A 15,862-nucleotide genomic window follows, 5' to 3' on the forward strand; every position below is an offset into this window, starting at 1 on the left:
AGCACTCCCCCGTGAACACCACCACCCTCGTCACCGGCGCCCGTGGCAAGGTCGGCCGGGGCGTCGTGGCCCGGCTGCACGCCGCCGGCCACGCCGTCCGCGCCGCCAGCGCCCGACCGGCCGAACTGGCCGTGCCCGACGGCGTCGAGGCCGTCGAGCTCGCCCTCGACCGGCCCGAGACCTTCGACGCGGCACTGCGCGGCGTCCGCCGGGTCTTCCTCTACCCCCAGCCCGCCGGCATCGACGCCTTCGTCAAGGCCGCCGAGGCCGCCGGCGTCGAGCACGTCGTCCTGCTCTCCTCGTCCTCCGTGCTCGGCCCCGACGCCGAGAACGACCCGCTGGCGAGCCACAGCCTCCAGGTCGAGCGCGCCCTCGCCGGCTCCGGCCTCACCTGCACCCTCCTGCGCCCGGACGCGTTCACCAGCAACTCCCTCGGCTGGGCGTACGCCATCGGCCGGGGCCTGCCGATCCAGCTCGCCCACCCGGACGCGCACATCGCGCCGATCCACCCCGAGGACATCGCCGACATCGCCGCCGAGGCCCTGACCGGCAGCTCCCTGACCGGCACTTCCCTCACCGGCACCTCCCTCACCGGCACCGCGCCGCTCCTGACCGGCCCCGAGTCGCTCACCTTCCGCGAGCAGCTCGCCGTCCTCGCCGACGCCCTGGGCCGCGAGATCCCGGTCGAGCGGATCACCCGCGCCGAGGCCGAGGAGCAGATGGGCCGTCACATGCCCGCCCCCATGGTCACCTCCCTGCTCAACCTCTGGGCAGCCGCCGACCACGGCCCTGCCACCGTCCACGACACCACGCAGACCCTGCTCGGCCGCCCGGCCCGCACCTACCGCCAGTGGGCCGGCGAGAACACCGCCGCCTTCACCCGGGGCTGACCCGGTGTGGCACTGGCCGACCCGGCCCCGGCCCGTACGGCACTGGCCTGTGTGGCGGTGACCCGCGCGCCGGGGGCCGCGCCAGCACCGACCGCCCCCGCCCTCAGCCCTCCCGGAGGTCCGCGATCCGGCGGATCTTGCCGACCGAGCGCTCCAGGCTGTACGGGTCCACCACCTCGACGTCCACGCTCACGCCGACGCCGTCCTTCACCGCCCGCGCGATCGTCTCGACGGCGGCCCGCCGCTGCTCGGGCCCGGCGTCCGGGCGGGCCTCCACCCGCACCGTCAGGTGGTCCAGCCGGCCCCGGCGGGTCAGCCGCAGCTGGAAGTGCGGCGCCACGGCGGGCACCCGCAGCAGGATCTCCTCGATCTGGGTCGGGAAGAGGTTGACCCCCCGCAGGATGATCATGTCGTCGGTGCGGCCCGTCACCTTGGCCATCCGGCGGAACGCGGGGCGGGCGGTGCCGGGCAGCAGCCGGGTGAGGTCGCGGGTGCGGTAGCGGATCACCGGCAGCGCCTCCTTGGTGAGCGAGGTGAAGACGAGTTCGCCCTCCTCGCCGTCCGGCAGCACCCGGTCGGTCAACGGGTCGACCACCTCCGGGTAGAAGTGGTCCTCCCAGATGTGCAGGCCGTCCTTGGTCTCCACGCACTCCTGCGCGACGCCCGGCCCCATCACCTCGGAGAGGCCGTAGAGGTCGACGGCGTGGAGGTCCATCCGGCGCTCGATCTCGGCGCGCATCTCCTCCGTCCACGGCTCGGCGCCGAAGATGCCGACCCGCAGCGAGGTGGCGCGCGGGTCGACGCCCTGCCGCTCGAACTCGTCGAGCAGGGTGAGCAGGTAGGACGGGGTGACCATGATGATCTCGGGCCGGAGGTCCTGGATGAGCCGGACCTGGCGGGCCGTCATGCCCCCGGAGGCCGGGACCACCGTGCAGCCGGCGCGTTCGGCACCCGCGTGGGCGCCCAGTCCGCCGGTGAACAGGCCGTAGCCGTAGGCGATGTGCACCGTCTGGCCGGGCCGGCCACCGGCCGCCCGGATCGAGCGGGCCACCACGTCCGCCCACACGTCGAGGTCGTGCTCGGTGTAGCCGACCACGGTGGGCAGGCCGGTGGTCCCGCTGGAGGCGTGGATCCGGCGGACCCGCTCCTTCGGGACGGCGAACATGCCGAACGGGTAGGTGTCGCGCAGGTCGGCCTTGGTGGTGAAGGGGAAGCGGGCGAGGTCGGCGAGGGTCCGGCAGTCCTCGGGCGCGACGCCGGCCGCGTCGAACTTCCGCCGGTACAGCTCGACGTTGTCGTAGGCGTGGCGCAGGGTGGCCCGCAGGTGCTTGAGCTGGTGCGCGCGCAGCTCCTCGGCGGTCATCCGCTCACCGGCGTCGAGGAGTTCGTCCGGCGGCGCCTCGCCCAGCTTCGTCCGCGCCGCTCCGCCGGGACCTCCGGGGGTGCCCGGATCCGCCGCTCCGCCGCCCATCGCGCCTCCTTCGAACGTTCTACCGATCATTCGGTCGGCTCTGGCCGGAGCCAAGTAATCCAGTGCCCGAACCACCTGTCAAGGGTCGGCGCGCCGCCCGTGACCACGCAGGTCGGCGGCCCGCCGACCGCGTCGGCCCCCCCTGGCTCCATCCTTCGATGGTGCTACTCTCACTAGCACCATGTTGCTGAAGCTGGAGGCCGGGGACGCGCGGCCGTTGCACGAGCAGGTCGCCGGGGCGATCCGGCGGGCCGTCGGTGAGGGCGAGTGCGCGCCCGGCGAACGGCTGCCGCCGGCGCGGGAGTTGGCGCGCGCGCTCGGGGTGAACGCGAACACGGTGCTGCGAGCGCTGCGGGTGCTCCGGGACGAAGGGGTCCTGGAGTTCCGCCGGGGCCGCGGCATCACCGTCGCGCGGGGCGCCGACCGGCGCGCCGAACTCCTGGACGCCGTCCGCCGGTTGGTCGCGGACGCGGCGCACGCCGGCTTCGGCAGGGAGGAGCTCGTCGAGATGATCAGGGGGCTGGATTGAGCGGCGGTTCGCAGGTGGACGGGCGCGGCGCCGGGCAGCGGGTCGCCCGCTGGGGCGCGGCGGTGTGGGCGTTCGGGGTGCTGGCACTGCTGCTCGGGCTGCCGTGGGCGGCGCGGGGCCGGTTGCCGGAGCCGCTGGCCACGCACTGGGGCGGGGCGCGGCCGGACGGTTCGATGTCGCTGACGACCGCGGCCGCGTTCCCCGCCGCCGCCTGGGCGGTCGCGGTCGCCACGGCGGCCCTCGTCCGGTGGCGCGGCGGGGAGCAGGCACGGGGGTGGGCGGCGGCCGGGCTGGGCTTCGGGGGCGCGCTGCTGACGGGCGCGCAGGCCTCGATCGTCTCCGCCAACCTGGACCGCCCGACCTGGCAGGAGGCCCGGCCGGTGGGCGCCGAGGTGCTGCTGGTCGTGCTGGGCGCGGGCGCGGCCGGGGCGCTGGCCTGGTGGTTCGCCCGCCCGGACGCCCCGGGACCGCTCGCCGGGGCGTCGGCGGACGGCCCCCGGCTCGACCTGCCGGAGGGTCAGCGCGCCGTCTGGCTGTCCCGGGCGGTCAATCCGTGGCTGGGGCTGCTGGCCGCCGTGGCGGGGGTGGGTGCGGCGGGGGCGGCGCTGGCCGGGTTCGCCGGGCTGGGCGGTCCGGCCTGGGCGACGGCCGCGCCGCTGGCGATCGTCGCGCTGGCGGGGGCCGGTTGCTCGTCGGTGCAGGCGCGGGTGACCGAGCGGGGCCTGGACGTGGCGTTCGGCCCGTTCGGCCTGCCGTCCCGGCACTGGGGTCCGGAGGAAATCGCCTCCGCCCGTGCCGAGCGGCGCACCCCGGCCCAGGTGGGCGGCTGGGGCTACCGGCCGAGCGGCCTGGGCACCACGGTGATGCTGCGGGGCGGCGAGTGCCTGGTGATCCGCCCCCGGCGGGGTGCGGAGTTCGCGGCGAGCGTGGACGACGCCGAGCGGGGCGCCGCCCTGCTGAACACCGTGGCCGCCCGCCGGAGCGCGTGACCGACCGACCGATCCAGGGCATGCCTCGCCTCCGGAAGCCCAACCAGCAACCGGGCAGGGCAAGTTGACGCCCCACCGGCGTACCGGAGGAGCCTCTCCGCGAACGCGACTTTACCGCGACGCGACGCGCAGGTGAAGGCCTAGATGAAAGTGATTATCAACCGCTACTCTGCCTCCGGGCTCACCCTCTGACGGTGAGCAGACAGAACCTGCCGCCCTCCCGCGACCCGCGCCGGGCGGCAGGCGAGCTGAGGAGCGGTCACCGTGGTGGAGACGAGTCTCGGCAGTGTCCGGCAAGCCCAGGCGCCACCGGCGGCGACCCCGCCGCGCCGCCGGGTCAGCGGCCTGCTCACCGGAACACTGCTGGTCGCGGCAGCCGCCGCGTCGGTGCTGGCCTGGTCCTGGAACACCGGCGGTGTGCGCGCCTGGCGGACCCTGCTGGTCGCCGTCGTGGTGCAGGGACTGCCGTTCCTGGTGCTCGGCACGGTCGTCTCGGCGGCGATCGGCGCGTTCGTGCCGGCCCGGGTCTTCGCCCGGCTGCTGCCGCGCAACCCCGCCCTCGCCGTGCCGGTGGCCGGGGTGGCCGGCGCCGTGCTGCCCGGCTGCGAGTGCGCCTCCGTGCCGGTCGCCGGGAGCCTGATGCGGCGCGGCGTCGCCCCCGCCGCCGCGCTCGCGTTCCTGCTCGCCGCGCCCGCCGTCAACCCGGTCGTCCTGGTCTCCACCGCGATCGCCTTCCCCGACGCGCCGGAGATGGTGCTCGCCCGGCTGGCCGCCTCGCTCGGCACCGCGCTCGTGATGGGCTGGCTCTGGGTGGCCTTCGGCCGCCCCGAGTGGCTGCGGCTGCCCAAGGGCCCCGTCGAGCACGGCGCCGGGCGCAACCCGCTGGACGAGTTCCGGCGCGGACTGCAGCACGACTTCCTGCACGCCGGCGGCTTCCTGGTGCTCGGCGCGGCGGCGGCCGCCACCTTCAACGTGCTCGTCCCGCCGTCCGTGCTGCGCACCTTCTCCGACTCGCCGTGGCTGGGCGTCCCGGCGCTCGCGGTGCTCGCCGTCGTCCTGGCGGTCTGTTCGGAGGCGGACGCCTTCGTCGCCGCCTCGCTCACCGGCTTCTCCCCCACCGCCCGGCTGGCGTTCATGGTGGTCGGCCCGATGGTGGACCTCAAGCTGATCGCCCTGCAGTCCGGCTCCTTCGGGCGCGCCTTCGCCGCCCGCTTCTCCTCCGCGACCTTCGTCGTCGCCGTCCTCGCCAGCGTCCTGACCGGAGGGATCCTGCTGTGACCACCGCCAACGCTCGCGCCTCGCGCACCCGGCTCCGGGGCCGCTCCCCGTTCCGGTTCTGGGGGTACGCGCCGGCGCTGCTGCTCGCACTGGTCGGGACCGCGCTGCTGCGGATCACGGTGGGCAGCGATGTGTTCCTCCAGTACGTCAAGGAGGAGTTGCGGCTCCCGCTGATCGCCTCGGGGGTGATCCTGCTCGCCCTGGGTGTCGCGGGGGTGGTGGTGCGGCTCATGGAACGGCGTCGGGAGCCCGTGCTGCAGTTCCGCCGGGACGCCGAGGGGAACGCGGTCTGGTACCGGCCGGCAACCGGCGGACACGCGCACCACGAGGACGACCACGACGGGCACGACCACGAGCACGGCCCCCGGGTGGCGTGGCTGCTCACCGTACCGGCGGTGCTGCTGCTCTGCTTCACCCCGCCCGCGCTCGGCTCGTTCACCGCCTCCCGCGACGGCGCGGACGCCACCGTGGACACCGCCGCCTACACCGCGTCGCTCGCCGGACCGCCGGCCCCGCCGGCCGAGTCGGGCTCAACCGCCGCACCCGGCGGGTCCGCCGCGGTGACCGCGCCCACGGCGCTCTCCCTCGGCGAGTTCATCGCCCGCAGCCGCGACCCCCGGCGCTCCCTGGCCGACCGCACGGTCCGGCTGACCGGCTTCGTCACCCCCGGCACCGCGCCCGGCGAGTGGTACCTCAACCGGCTCGTCGCCAGCTGCTGCGCCGCCGACGCCCGGCGGCTGCGCGTCCTGGTGCACGCCGACGGGCCCACCCCGCCCACCGACGGCTGGGTCGAGCTGACCGGGGTCTGGCACCCCACCCCGGACGAGCCCGCCACGGCGGCGCCCCGGCTCGACGCGAGCGCGCAGCACGCCGTGCCGCAGCCGCGCGCGCCGTACCGGGACACCCCGCCGTCGGACGGCTGAGCACCCGCCGGGGCCGACCGGTCAGGACCTGGTCAGGACCTGGTCAGCCCCGGCGCTTCGGGCGTCCGCGCCGGGCCGCCGCCGCACCACCGGACGACGAGCCGGAGCCACCCCGGGCCCGCCCGCCACCGGCGGCCGGCCGGCCCGTGCCCTTGGCGGCGCCGCCCTTCGCGGTGCCGCCCTTTCCGGCACCGGCCTTCGCGCCGCCGCCCTTGGCCGGCCCGCCCTTCCCGGTACCGGCCTTCGCCGTCGGGGCCGTGGCCGGTGCCGCCGCAGTCTGGCCGCGACCGCGCGAGCTGTTGACCGTCCGGCCCCGGACGATGCCGATGAACTCCTCCACCAGGTCGGTGGTCACGTCCTCCGGCCAGGCGAGCGCGATCCGGGACTGCGGGGCGTCCGTCATCGTCCGGTAGGTGAGGTCGCGCCGGTGGTGCAGACGCGCCAGCGACTGCGGGACGAGCAGCACCCCGACCCCGGCGGCGACCAGCTCGATCGCGTCGGCCGTGGTGGCCGGCCGCTCGATGGCGGGCCGCCCGGGCAGCTGCTCCCAGACGAGGGTGTCGTCGAGCGGGTGGAAGACCACGTCGTCGGCGAGGTCCTCGACGGTGACCTCCTCCGCCGCCGCCAGCCAGTGGTCCTTCGGGAACACCACCACCGTCGTCTCGGTGTACAGCGGGATCGCGCTCAGTCCGGTCCGGTCGACCGGCAACCGCACCAGTCCCGCGTCCGCGTCGCCCGCGCGCAAGGTCGGTTCGCCGTCGGCGGCGTCCACCGCGACCAGGGCGAGCGGAACGTCCGGGAGCCGCTCCGACCAGACGCGCGCCCACTTCCCGGGAGTCACGCCCGGGACGTACGCCAGCCGGAACGAAGGTGTCACCTGCATCTCTGTCACCCGCCCAAGGCTACCGACCGTGACAGCGGGCCTCGGCCGCTCGCTTACCCTGGTGACCATGACATCGCTCAAGCAGAAGACCACGCAGACCATGAAGCCGGCGACGGCGGCGAAGAAGCTCGGGGTCTACCTCGGCGCCACCCCCGCCGACTTCCAGTCGGGCGTGATCTCCCGCGAGGAGCTCACCGCCCTGCAGACCGAGCCGCCGCAGTGGCTCCAGGACCTTCGCCGCAACGGCCCGCACCCCCGTTCCGTGGTGGCCTCGCGGCTCGGCGTCTCGGCCTCCGGCCTGGCGCGCGGCGGCATCACGGAGGCGCTCACCTCCGAGGAGATCGACGCGCTGCGCGAGGAGAACCCGGACTGGCTCAAGCGCGAGCGGACGATCCAGGAGGAGGTCCGCAAGGAGAGCCTGCGGGTCAAGGAGAAGCACGAGAAGGAGGAGAAGCGGCGCCAGCAGGCCGCCGCTGCGGCCGAGCGCGAGAAGACCCGCTGACCTGCGGCGCTCCGCCCGTTCCGCCTCGTTCCTCCCCGGCCCCCCGGCGTTCGCCCCGGGGGGCCGTCGTTCGTCCGTGCGTCCGGCCGTCGTGCGTTCGGGGGCGGGCCGCCGTTTCGTTCGAGGGCGGGTCGCAGGTCGTTCGATGGCGGGCCGCCGTTCGTCCCGGAAATCCACTCGAATGCCGCACGCGCGCCCTCCAGGGTTCGTGCACGTTCGACCCTTGGGCGACCGTCACCGGGCACCCCTAGCGGATCGGACGCCCCGGCGGGCCGCCGCGAGCGGCAGGACGAGGGCCGGCCGAGTGGTGGTGCGAGGCCGGGCGGGTGACCCGCTCGACGTGTCGGCGTCGATCCGCCGTGCCCGGCGTGCGTCGGTGGAAACGCGCCGCTCCTGAGCGGCACGCGCCCCTGCCCCCGGACCTGAGAGCCGCCGATGCCCCCCATCGCGCACCTGCGCCGCCTGCTCCCCACCGCCGTGTGCACCCTGGCCGCCGTCCTCGCCGCCCCCGCCGCGGCGCACGCCGCGCCACCGGGCCAGGGAGGCGGAGCGGGCATCGATCGGGGGACCATGATCGACTGGGAGCGGGTCGCCGCCTGCGAGAGCAGCGGGGACTGGCACATCAACACCGGCAACGGCTACTTCGGCGGCCTCCAGTTCGACAAGCCGACCTGGGAGGAGAGCGGCGGCCTCGCCTACGCCCCGCGCGCCGACCTGGCCAGCCGCGCCGAGCAGATCGCCGTCGCCGACGCCCTCGCCGCACAGCGCGGACTCTCCCCGTGGCCGGTCTGCGGCGCCCGCGCCGACCGCGACGCCGACCGGCCCCCGGTCGAGGCCGCCGCCGAACCGGCGGTGACGCACACCGCGCAGACGCCCGCCGCCCCTCCCCCGGCCGATGGCGCCACCACCTGGACGGTGCGCGAGGACGACACCCTGGACAGCATCGCCGAGCGGTTCCGGCTCCCCGGCGGCTGGCCGGCGCTGTACGAACGGAACCGGGCCGTCCTCGGTGAGGACCCGGACTTCATCGAGCCCGGCCAGGAGTTGACCCTCCCGCTGTGAAGCCCGCCCCGGCAGTCGGCCGGTGTGCCCTCCCGCGCGGGGACACCGGCCGCAGCCGTCGCCCTCAGCCGACAGTGGGCTGCCAGGGGCCGCTTTCGGGGCGGGCCTCGGTGGTCGAGCCGTCCGGCCACGGAGGCATGGTGACGGCGACGATGCGCAGCGGGCCGGGGCTGTCCGGGTCGGCCCGGAACTGGAAGGCCGTCCCCAGCGGCACCGAGACGGAGGTGCCCACCCGCAACACGTCCACGGTCTCCCGGCCGGACTGCCGCCGCCAGATCCGGCCGCGTCCGGCCATGACGTACCAGAGCTCCTCGACGGTGGCGTGCGACACCGCGCGGGTCACCCCGCCGGGCGGGAGTTCGAAGAGGGCCTGACTGCCGAGGCCGTCCAGCGCCAGCAGCGGCCGGACGGTGGCGCCGTCCGGCGCGCGGACGACCGGGGCGTCCTCGGCCTCGGCGGTGCGGAACGGTTGCTCGTCCATGCGAACCCGACCCCTCTCGGCTCCGGCGGGTCCCCACCCGCCCCACGTCCGAGGGGATCACACCTCACTGCGGCTGGCCAGAGCGCCATCGGTCCGGAGGGGTCAGGCCGCGCCGGCGCCCGGGCGGGTGTCGGGCCGGGCGGCGAAGGAGACGGCCTCCATCAGCCGACGGTGGCGACCACCGCCTACCACCGCGCCGCCGAAACCCTCCGGACGGACGGCGTCAGCCCGGGCGAGTGAGCCCGTCCAGCACCCACGACGGCCGGACGAAGGCCCGGCCCGCCGACGCCTTCGAGGAGCCCAAGGTCAAGCCCGCCGACGCGGCCAAGGTCCGCGTCCTGCCCCGGCAGCTACCAACTGAGCGAGCGGCTGCATCAGGCCCGGGCAACAGCGCCGTTGCCCGGGCAAGCATCCTGGGAAGGCCCCTTGAACTGGTGAAATCCTGGTCGGCCATCAGGCTTTGGGGTCGCACCGCACCATGCGGGCTGGACCAGCTCGGGCGGGTGGTGGGCTGCTCGCCGTACCACCTCAGCCGGATCTTCCGGGCCACGACCGGTGAGGGGGTCGCCGGCTACCGCAACCGGCTGCGGGTCACCCTCGCCTCTGCGAGCTGCTCGCGGACGGCGCCGACCACATCGGCCTGAACGTCCGCGCCGACCACCCCACCGCGCTCGCCCTCTACCGGCGCCTCGGCTTCACCACCGTCGACGGCTACGAGGAGGCCTTGCTCACCGCCGTCTGACGCCGTCCGCAGGCAGACGCGCGCACAGGAAGTCGACCTCGCCGACTTCCTGTGCGGGCCGGCCGGTCAGCGGGTGACGGGCCAGGACAGGGTGGCGGTCAGGCGGGTGCGGAGCGCCGGGTCGAGGACGGCGGGGGTGGGATCGGTGGCGGTGGCGGTGAGGGTGTGGACGCGCCCGCGCGGGCCGGGGAGCGGCACGGTGCCGAGGTTGACCGTCGTCCGGCCGCGCAGTTGCGGCAGCTCGCGGCCGTCCAGGGACCAGCGGAGGGTGGTGCCGGCGACCGGGAGGTCGACGGTCAGGCGGTCGGCGCGGGTGAGCGGGGTGCCGGCCGGGGTGGGGCTGGTGAGCGGCACGGCGTGCCGGTAGAAGCCGGCGATCATCGCCTCCCGTCCGGGCAGGTTGAACTCCCGTCCGAGCGAGCGCATGATCGAGTTCTCGGTGGGCCGGTACAGCCCCTTGGGGTAGTAGCCGCCACCCTCGTAGCTGCCGACCACACCCCCGTCGGGCGAGGTCCGGCCGATCCAGCGGTACCACTTGGCGTGGTCGCGGGTCAGCCGGTCGGCGGTGAACATGCTGATGTTGGGCTCGCCCGGTTCGCCCTCCTCGGCCGGGTAGGTGTCGGAGCCCTCGTAGAAGTACTCGTCGGCGAGCTTGCCGAGCGAGTGGCCGGTCTCGTGCACGGCGATCTGACCGGCCCTCGGGTTGCCGCCCGCGACGGTGGCGATGCCGTCGTAGCCGAGCGGGGAGGCGACGTTGTAGCCGGCCCCGCCGTACTTGGCGGTGTTGGCGACGACCAGGACGAGGTCGGCCTGCGGGGCCTTGGCGGCGTACGTCTCGACGGCCTTGGTGTCGACGCAGAGCAGGCGTTCGATGTCCTCGCACCAGAAGTAGGAGCCGAGCGCGGTGTCGCGGACGGTCGCGCGGTCGGGGTCGCCGGTGATGCCGGACTCGGCGGAGACGGTGGCGACCGCCCAGACGTTGAACAGGCCCCGGTAGGCGGCGTAGGGCTCGACGGCGCTGAGCTCCTGCCACTTGGCGGCGGCGTCGGCGCGGAACTTCTCCTGTTCGGCGGCCGTGTAGCCGTCGCCGATGACCACGACGTCGACCTTGCCGGCGGTCTCGCCGTTGCGCAGGATCGGGGTGACCTCGCCGTCCCCGGCGGCGGGGGCGAGACCGGGGCGGTCGCCGACCAGGTACGGGGAGCCGGCGGGCACGGTGGCCCGGCCGATCGAACCGTCCTCGCCGAACACCTCCACCCGGTGCCGCGCACCACCCGGGGCCGCGCCAGACGCCGAATCAGTGGACGCGGACGCGGCGGCGGCCGGGACGCTGCCGAGCGCCGCGAGGGCGAGGGCACCGGTGAGGACGATCGAGCCGAATCTGCGGTTGCGCACGGGAGTTGCTCCTCTGCGGGGTGGGGGTCGGTGAACGGCCATGCTATGCACCTGACAACCCGTCGGCACAAGCCCCGCACCAGCGGAACCAATCCGAACGGGTCAGAACGGGCCGCGGGGTCAGCCCACGTGCACCCGTGGCCGCCGCGCGCGGTCCGGCTCGGCCTCGCGCAGCACCTCGCGGGTGACCGGCGCGACCTCGCCCTGCCCGAACAGGAAGAACCGCAGGAACTGCGCGAACGGATTGCCCTCCGTCCACTCGAAGTAGATGTGCGGCTGCTGCCCGGTGCGGTCCCGGACGGTGAGCAGCAGCGCGGCGAGCGCGTTCGGCACGCTGGAGCTCTCCAGGCTGAGCACCCGGTAGCGCTCGTGCAGCACCTCGCCGTGCACGGTGAGCACCGCCTCGAACTCCGAGGGGTCCTTGACCGTCACCTCGACGAAGACCAGGTCGTCCTCGGCGGGGATGTCGTTGTCGGCGCGGATCTGCCGCTTCTTCTCCTGGTACTCGGCGAGGTCGCGGTTGTTCGGCTCGTTGGCGATCAGCCGCAGCGGCCGGTGGGTGTAGTCGCGGACGAAGCGCTCGGCCGACTCGTCGAAGACCACGTCGGTGACCCGGAGCTCGAAGGCGCGCTTGAGCCGGGAGAGCAGGGAGACGAGCACGATCGCCGCGATGAAGCAGGCGCCGATCTTCACGCCGTCGGGGCGCTCGGCGATGTTGAGCGCGGTGGTGTAGAGGAAGACGCCCGCGATGATCGCGAAGCCGATGGTCCAGCCGCGCTGACGGGCGGCCCGGGCGGCGATGGTGACGGCGATCGCGGCGGAGCTGATCAGCACCAGCACGCCGGTCGCGTAGGCGCCGCCCTGGGCGTCCACGCTGGCGTCGAAGATCCAGGTGACCAGGAAGGCGATCAGGGTGAGCACGATGACCATCGGCCGCACCGCCTTCGCCCAGTGCGGGGCCATGCCGTAGCGGGGCAGGTAACGGGGCAGCAGGTTGAGCATGCCGGCCATCGCGGAGGCGCCGGCGAACCAGAGGATGGCGATCGTGGACAGGTCGTAGATGCTGCCGAAGGTGTTCCCGAGGTACTCGTGGGCCAGGTACGCGAGGGCGCGCCCGTTCGCCTCCCCGCCGGGCTCGAAGGCCTCCTTCGGGATGAGCAGGGTGGTGATGAAGCTGGTGGTGATCAGGAAGACGCTCATGATCAGCGCGGCCGTGGTGAGCAGCTTGCGGGCGCCGCGGATCCGGCCGGTGGGCTGCTCCTCGGTGTCCTCGGGGTCGCCCTCGATGTGCGGCATCACGGCGACGCCGGTCTCGAAGCCGGAGAGGCCGAGGGCGAGCTTGGGGAAGGTCACCAGGGCGACGCCGACCATCGCGACCACGTTGCCGTGCTCGGCGGTGAGGGCGTCCGACCAGTCGGTCACCACGTGCGGGGAGTCGAGCACCTGGACGAAGCCGGTGACGACGACGACCACGTTGAGCGCCAGGTAGACCGCGACCAGGACGACCGCCAGCCCGATCGCCTCGCTGAAGCCCTTGAGGAAGACGCCGCCGAGCAGCGCGACCAGCACCAGGGTGATGAGCACCTGCTTGCCGGTCAGCGCGTCGTGCAGGTGCGGGTTCTCGACCAGGTGGGCGGTGGCGTCGGCGGCGGACAGGGTGATGGTGATCATGAAGTCGGTGGCCGCGAAGCCGAGCAGGGCGAGGACGAAGAGCTTGCCCTGCCAGAACGACAGCAGGCGCTCCAGCATGGCGATCGAGCCCTCGCCGTGCGGGCTCTCCCGGGCCACCCGCCGGTAGACGGGCAGGGCGCCGCCGAGGGTGACGACGACCAGCACGACGGTCGCCACCGGGGAGAGCAGACCGGCCGCGAGGGCGGCGATGCCGGGCTGGTAGCCGAGGGTGGAGAAGTAGTCGAGGCCGGTCAGGCACATCACCCGCCACCAGGGGCGGCCCTGTTCGGCGGGGGGCTGGGCGTGCGGGCCGGGGTGCTGCTTGGCCCGGTCGGCCAGGCCCTCCAGCAGCCAGGCGCGGAACCGCTGCCCGCGCCCCGGCGGGCTCGCGCCGACCGGACCGGAGGCCGCGATCCCGCCGGACGGGCCGCCCGCCGTTCCCGAGGAAGCCACCCTGCACCCCTTCCACCGTCCCCGAAACCGCTCGTCACCGCTCGTCACCGGAGGCGCCGACAGGTCACGACGGGCCACCACGACGGGGCGCCGACGGGACACCGTCCGGCCGACGGCAGGGCGACAGGCTATGCGACCGGGCCGCTGACCTCCGGGAACGCCTCGGCGGTGTCCCCTCATCGGTCCAGTGCCCGACGCTCGGAGGGCGGGGCACTCGACGTGGGGCCGGGGGTGCCGGGGGGTGTCAGCCGAAGAAGCCCAGCGCGCCCACCGCGCAGAGCCCGCCGGCGCCCATGAACACCGGCATCAGCACCTTCAGCTCCACCCAGCTGCCGGCCCGGAAGCGCATCCCCTTCGGCGGGCCCACCGGGTACCAGCGCTTGCGGCCGACCGGGATCGGCCACAGCACCGGGCAGCCGGAGACGGTCAGCGCGTCACCCAGGCAGTGCACCAGCGCGCCCAGGGTGATCGGCAGGCCGATCCACAGGTACTCCTGCCCGGGCTGGTCGAACAGCCAGAGCGCGCCGTTGCCCGGCTTGTCCAGCACCTCCGCCAGCATCCAGGCACCCGCCGCGCCGAGCAGCCAGACCAGCACGTCGCTGGAGACCCGGGCCTGCCGCCACAGCAGCCCCTCGATCGCCAGCACCATGTGCACGAAGAGCACCCCCAGCACGCCCCACCGTCCGCCGTACACGGTGAGGGCCGACGCGCCCGCGCCGCACAGCACCGCCCAGAGCCAGGTGTGGGTCAGCGTGCGGTGGCCGCCGGTGCGGCGCGGGTCCCGCTTGCCGCGGGTCGCCTTGTAGACGGCGTAGGAGAGGTTGTCGATCACCTCGCAGAGGATCCGCGAGACCGGGCCGAACGCCCGGGATATGGTGGCCGCCTTGTGGTCGAGGTCCGGTGCCAGCGCGGCGCCCGCGCAGATCAGCGTCCCTGCCAGCAGTACCGGCCAGGGCATCGGTCGGCCCATCGCGTCCGCGATCGCTCCCACGCCCAGCCACGCCGCCGCGCCGGACAGCGAATGCGCCGGTCCCATCATCTTGTCGGCTCCCGCCCTCGTCCCGAACCGCCCGTCGCGAGGGCTTCGCGAGGGCCTGACCGGGCGGCAGCATAGTCGTTCAAGATCTCAAACACTCGAAGCCACTCCTTGACCCGAACGGCGGAGGCCTTTCACCGGTGCGGAGGAGCCCGCCGGGCCCGGAGAGTGACGGCACCTCACCTCCTCGGGTGAAAGAGCGGCCCGGGCGGGTCGCGGGCCGCCGACTCCGCGAGTGGTCCGGGGAAATGGCGCCGGATCGGCCCTCTCCGGCGGTCCGGCGGGTCCGTTCGGTGGACACCGGCGGACACCCCTGACACGTTCGGCCCAGCTCCGATCGTGCGGACGGCCCGAAGTTCGCAGACTCGGTCCCGGGGGTCCGAACAGTGGGGTGGGGTCAACCGGAGAGGCATCTTCATGAAGAACGGGCTCCGCCGCGCGGCCGCGGCCGCCGCACTGGTTTCCCTCGGTCTCGCGCTGTCCGCGTGCGGCAGCGCCAATGAGTCCTCCGGCGGAGGCGGCTCCTCGGGCTCGGCGAGCGGCGGCGCGGTCGGCGCGGTGCGGATCGGGCTGCTCCTGCCCGAGACCAAGACCACCCGCTACGAGCAGTTCGACCGGCCGCTGATCGAGCAGAAGATCAAGGAGCTGGCCCCGCAGGCCCAGATCGACTACTACAACGCCAACGAGAACGCGACGACCCAGCAGACCCAGGTCGACACCGCGCTCACCAAGGGCGACAAGGTGCTGATCCTGGACGCCGTGGACGCCAAGTCGATCCAGTCCTCGGTGCAGAAGGCGCACGACGCGGGCGTCAAGGTGATCGCCTACGACCGCCTGGCCCAGGGCCCCGTCGACGCCTACGTCTCCTTCGACAACAAGAAGGTCGGCGAACTGCAGGGCCAGGCCCTGGTCGCCGCCGTCGGCGACAAGGCCGGCGCCGGGTCGATCATCATGATCAACGGCTCGCCGACCGACCCCAACGCCGCCGAGTTCAAGGCCGGCGCGCACAGCGCGATCGACGGCAAGCTGAAGATCGGCAAGGAGTACGACACGCCCAACTGGGACCCGAACAACGCCAACCAGGAGGCCTCCGCGGCGATCACCGCGATCGGCGGCCCCAACGTGGTCGGCGTCTACTCGGCCAACGACGGCATGGCCGCCGGTATCGCCACCGCCCTCAAGGCGGCCGGCCTGAGCGTGCCGCTCACCGGGCAGGACGCCCAGCTGGACGGCGTGCAGCGGATCCTGGCGGGCACCCAGACGATGTCGATCTACAAGCCGTTCAAGCCGGAGACCGACGTGGCCGCGCAGATGGCGGTGACGCTCGCCCAGGGCAAGACCCTGGACCCGTCGCTGGTGCCGACCACCGTCACCAACGGCAGCGGCAACCAGGTGCCGGCCAACCTGATCACCCCGATCGTGCTGACCAAGGACAACATCAAGACCACGGTGGTCGCCGACGGCCTCTACACCGTCGCCCAGATCTGCACCCCGGACTACGCGGACGCCTGCAAGGCCGCGGGCCTCCAGTAGCCGGGACGTCCCCCGTATGCCGTC

At 74.3% G+C, this 15,862-nt stretch carries 15 protein-coding genes; 9 read left to right on the forward strand and 6 right to left on the reverse strand.

The features are described from left to right. Window positions 1-11 precede the first annotated feature (11 nt). Window positions 12-890 carry an NAD(P)H-binding protein gene (locus ACFP3U_RS26840; RefSeq protein WP_380228267.1) on the forward strand — a complete coding sequence of 293 codons (879 nt, stop codon included), beginning with the start codon at window positions 12-14 and terminating at the stop codon, window positions 888-890. Between the two features lie 103 nt (window positions 891-993). Here the strand turns inward: ACFP3U_RS26840 and paaK are convergent, their stop codons facing one another. Beyond that, on the reverse strand, window positions 994-2,253 hold the full coding sequence (paaK, locus tag ACFP3U_RS26845) for a phenylacetate--CoA ligase PaaK (RefSeq protein WP_380228329.1): 1,260 nt from the start codon (window positions 2,251-2,253) through the stop codon (window positions 994-996). Between the two features lie 289 nt (window positions 2,254-2,542). On the opposite strand from paaK, the gene ACFP3U_RS26850 reads away from it, so the two are divergent. The 4 genes from ACFP3U_RS26850 (at window position 2,543) to ACFP3U_RS26865 (ending at window position 6,080) form a co-directional block, all read left to right on the forward strand. Beyond that, window positions 2,543-2,890: a GntR family transcriptional regulator gene (locus tag ACFP3U_RS26850; protein WP_380228268.1), complete on the forward strand. Its 348-nt coding sequence runs from the start codon at window positions 2,543-2,545 to the stop codon at window positions 2,888-2,890. Then, window positions 2,887-3,879, forward strand: coding sequence for a DUF1648 domain-containing protein (locus ACFP3U_RS26855; protein ID WP_380228269.1), 993 nt, complete (start codon window positions 2,887-2,889; stop codon window positions 3,877-3,879). Before ACFP3U_RS26850 ends, ACFP3U_RS26855 begins: the two co-directional genes overlap by 4 nt. Before the next feature lie 264 nt (window positions 3,880-4,143). Then, window positions 4,144-5,157, forward strand: coding sequence for a permease (locus tag ACFP3U_RS26860; RefSeq protein WP_380228271.1), 1,014 nt, complete (start codon window positions 4,144-4,146; stop codon window positions 5,155-5,157). Further along, on the forward strand, window positions 5,154-6,080 hold the full coding sequence (locus tag ACFP3U_RS26865; RefSeq protein WP_380228272.1) for a TIGR03943 family putative permease subunit: 927 nt from the start codon (window positions 5,154-5,156) through the stop codon (window positions 6,078-6,080). The genes ACFP3U_RS26860 and ACFP3U_RS26865 overlap by 4 nt, the downstream gene beginning before the upstream one ends. 43 nt (window positions 6,081-6,123) lie before the next feature. Here ACFP3U_RS26865 and ACFP3U_RS26870 read toward each other — a convergent pair whose 3' ends face one another. Next, window positions 6,124-6,972, reverse strand: a complete 849-nt coding sequence (locus ACFP3U_RS26870) for a LysR family substrate-binding domain-containing protein (protein WP_380228273.1) — start codon at window positions 6,970-6,972, stop codon at window positions 6,124-6,126. Between the two features lie 58 nt (window positions 6,973-7,030). Here ACFP3U_RS26870 and ACFP3U_RS26875 point away from each other — a divergent pair, with 58 nt between their 5' ends. Together ACFP3U_RS26875 and ACFP3U_RS26880 are read left to right on the forward strand one after the other, a co-directional pair. Then, the gene (locus ACFP3U_RS26875; RefSeq protein WP_380228274.1) at window positions 7,031-7,465 is read left to right on the forward strand and encodes a DUF5997 family protein; all 435 of its coding nucleotides are present in this window, start codon (window positions 7,031-7,033) and stop codon (window positions 7,463-7,465) included. Window positions 7,466-7,900: 435 nt separating this feature from the next. Further along, a complete protein-coding gene (locus ACFP3U_RS26880) occupies window positions 7,901-8,527 on the forward strand; it encodes a transglycosylase family protein (RefSeq protein WP_380228275.1) in 627 nt (208 codons plus the stop codon). A gap of 64 nt (window positions 8,528-8,591) precedes the next feature. Here the strand turns inward: ACFP3U_RS26880 and ACFP3U_RS26885 are convergent, their stop codons facing one another. Beyond that, window positions 8,592-9,008, reverse strand: coding sequence for a cupin domain-containing protein (locus tag ACFP3U_RS26885; protein WP_380228276.1), 417 nt, complete (start codon window positions 9,006-9,008; stop codon window positions 8,592-8,594). Between the two features lie 236 nt (window positions 9,009-9,244). Here ACFP3U_RS26885 and ACFP3U_RS26890 point away from each other — a divergent pair, with 236 nt between their 5' ends. After that, the gene (locus tag ACFP3U_RS26890; protein WP_380228277.1) at window positions 9,245-9,652 is read left to right on the forward strand and encodes a helix-turn-helix transcriptional regulator; all 408 of its coding nucleotides are present in this window, start codon (window positions 9,245-9,247) and stop codon (window positions 9,650-9,652) included. Window positions 9,653-9,816: 164 nt separating this feature from the next. On the opposite strand, the gene ACFP3U_RS26895 is transcribed toward ACFP3U_RS26890, so the two are convergent. The 3 genes from ACFP3U_RS26895 to ACFP3U_RS26905 form a co-directional block, all read right to left on the reverse strand. After that, a complete protein-coding gene (locus tag ACFP3U_RS26895; RefSeq protein WP_380228278.1) occupies window positions 9,817-11,145 on the reverse strand; it encodes a M64 family metallopeptidase in 1,329 nt (442 codons plus the stop codon). 120 nt (window positions 11,146-11,265) lie between these two features. Then, window positions 11,266-13,230, reverse strand: coding sequence for an APC family permease (locus ACFP3U_RS26900; protein WP_380228330.1), 1,965 nt, complete (start codon window positions 13,228-13,230; stop codon window positions 11,266-11,268). 283 nt (window positions 13,231-13,513) lie between these two features. Next, on the reverse strand, window positions 13,514-14,308 hold the full coding sequence (locus tag ACFP3U_RS26905; protein ID WP_380228279.1) for a metal-dependent hydrolase: 795 nt from the start codon (window positions 14,306-14,308) through the stop codon (window positions 13,514-13,516). 414 nt (window positions 14,309-14,722) lie between these two features. Here ACFP3U_RS26905 and ACFP3U_RS26910 point away from each other — a divergent pair, with 414 nt between their 5' ends. Beyond that, window positions 14,723-15,838: a sugar ABC transporter substrate-binding protein gene (locus tag ACFP3U_RS26910; RefSeq protein WP_380228280.1), complete on the forward strand. Its 1,116-nt coding sequence runs from the start codon at window positions 14,723-14,725 to the stop codon at window positions 15,836-15,838. Window positions 15,839-15,862: the final 24 nt, after the last annotated feature.

This window comes from Kitasatospora misakiensis, assembly GCF_042656005.1.
GTDB classification, from domain to species: Bacteria; Actinomycetota; Actinomycetes; order Streptomycetales; family Streptomycetaceae; genus Kitasatospora; species Kitasatospora misakiensis.

Coding starts and splice junctions, on each gene's coding strand:
- ACFP3U_RS26850 (WP_380228268.1), top strand. CDS start 2,543: ATGTTGCTGAAGCTGGAGGCCGGGGACGCGCGGCCGTTGCACGAGCAG.
- ACFP3U_RS26885 (WP_380228276.1), bottom strand. CDS start 9,008: ATGGACGAGCAACCGTTCCGCACCGCCGAGGCCGAGGACGCCCCGGTC.
- paaK (WP_380228329.1), bottom strand. CDS start 2,253: ATGACCGCCGAGGAGCTGCGCGCGCACCAGCTCAAGCACCTGCGGGCC.
- ACFP3U_RS26905 (WP_380228279.1), bottom strand. CDS start 14,308: ATGATGGGACCGGCGCATTCGCTGTCCGGCGCGGCGGCGTGGCTGGGC.
- ACFP3U_RS26910 (WP_380228280.1), top strand. CDS start 14,723: ATGAAGAACGGGCTCCGCCGCGCGGCCGCGGCCGCCGCACTGGTTTCC.
- ACFP3U_RS26875 (WP_380228274.1), top strand. CDS start 7,031: ATGACATCGCTCAAGCAGAAGACCACGCAGACCATGAAGCCGGCGACG.
- ACFP3U_RS26880 (WP_380228275.1), top strand. CDS start 7,901: ATGCCCCCCATCGCGCACCTGCGCCGCCTGCTCCCCACCGCCGTGTGC.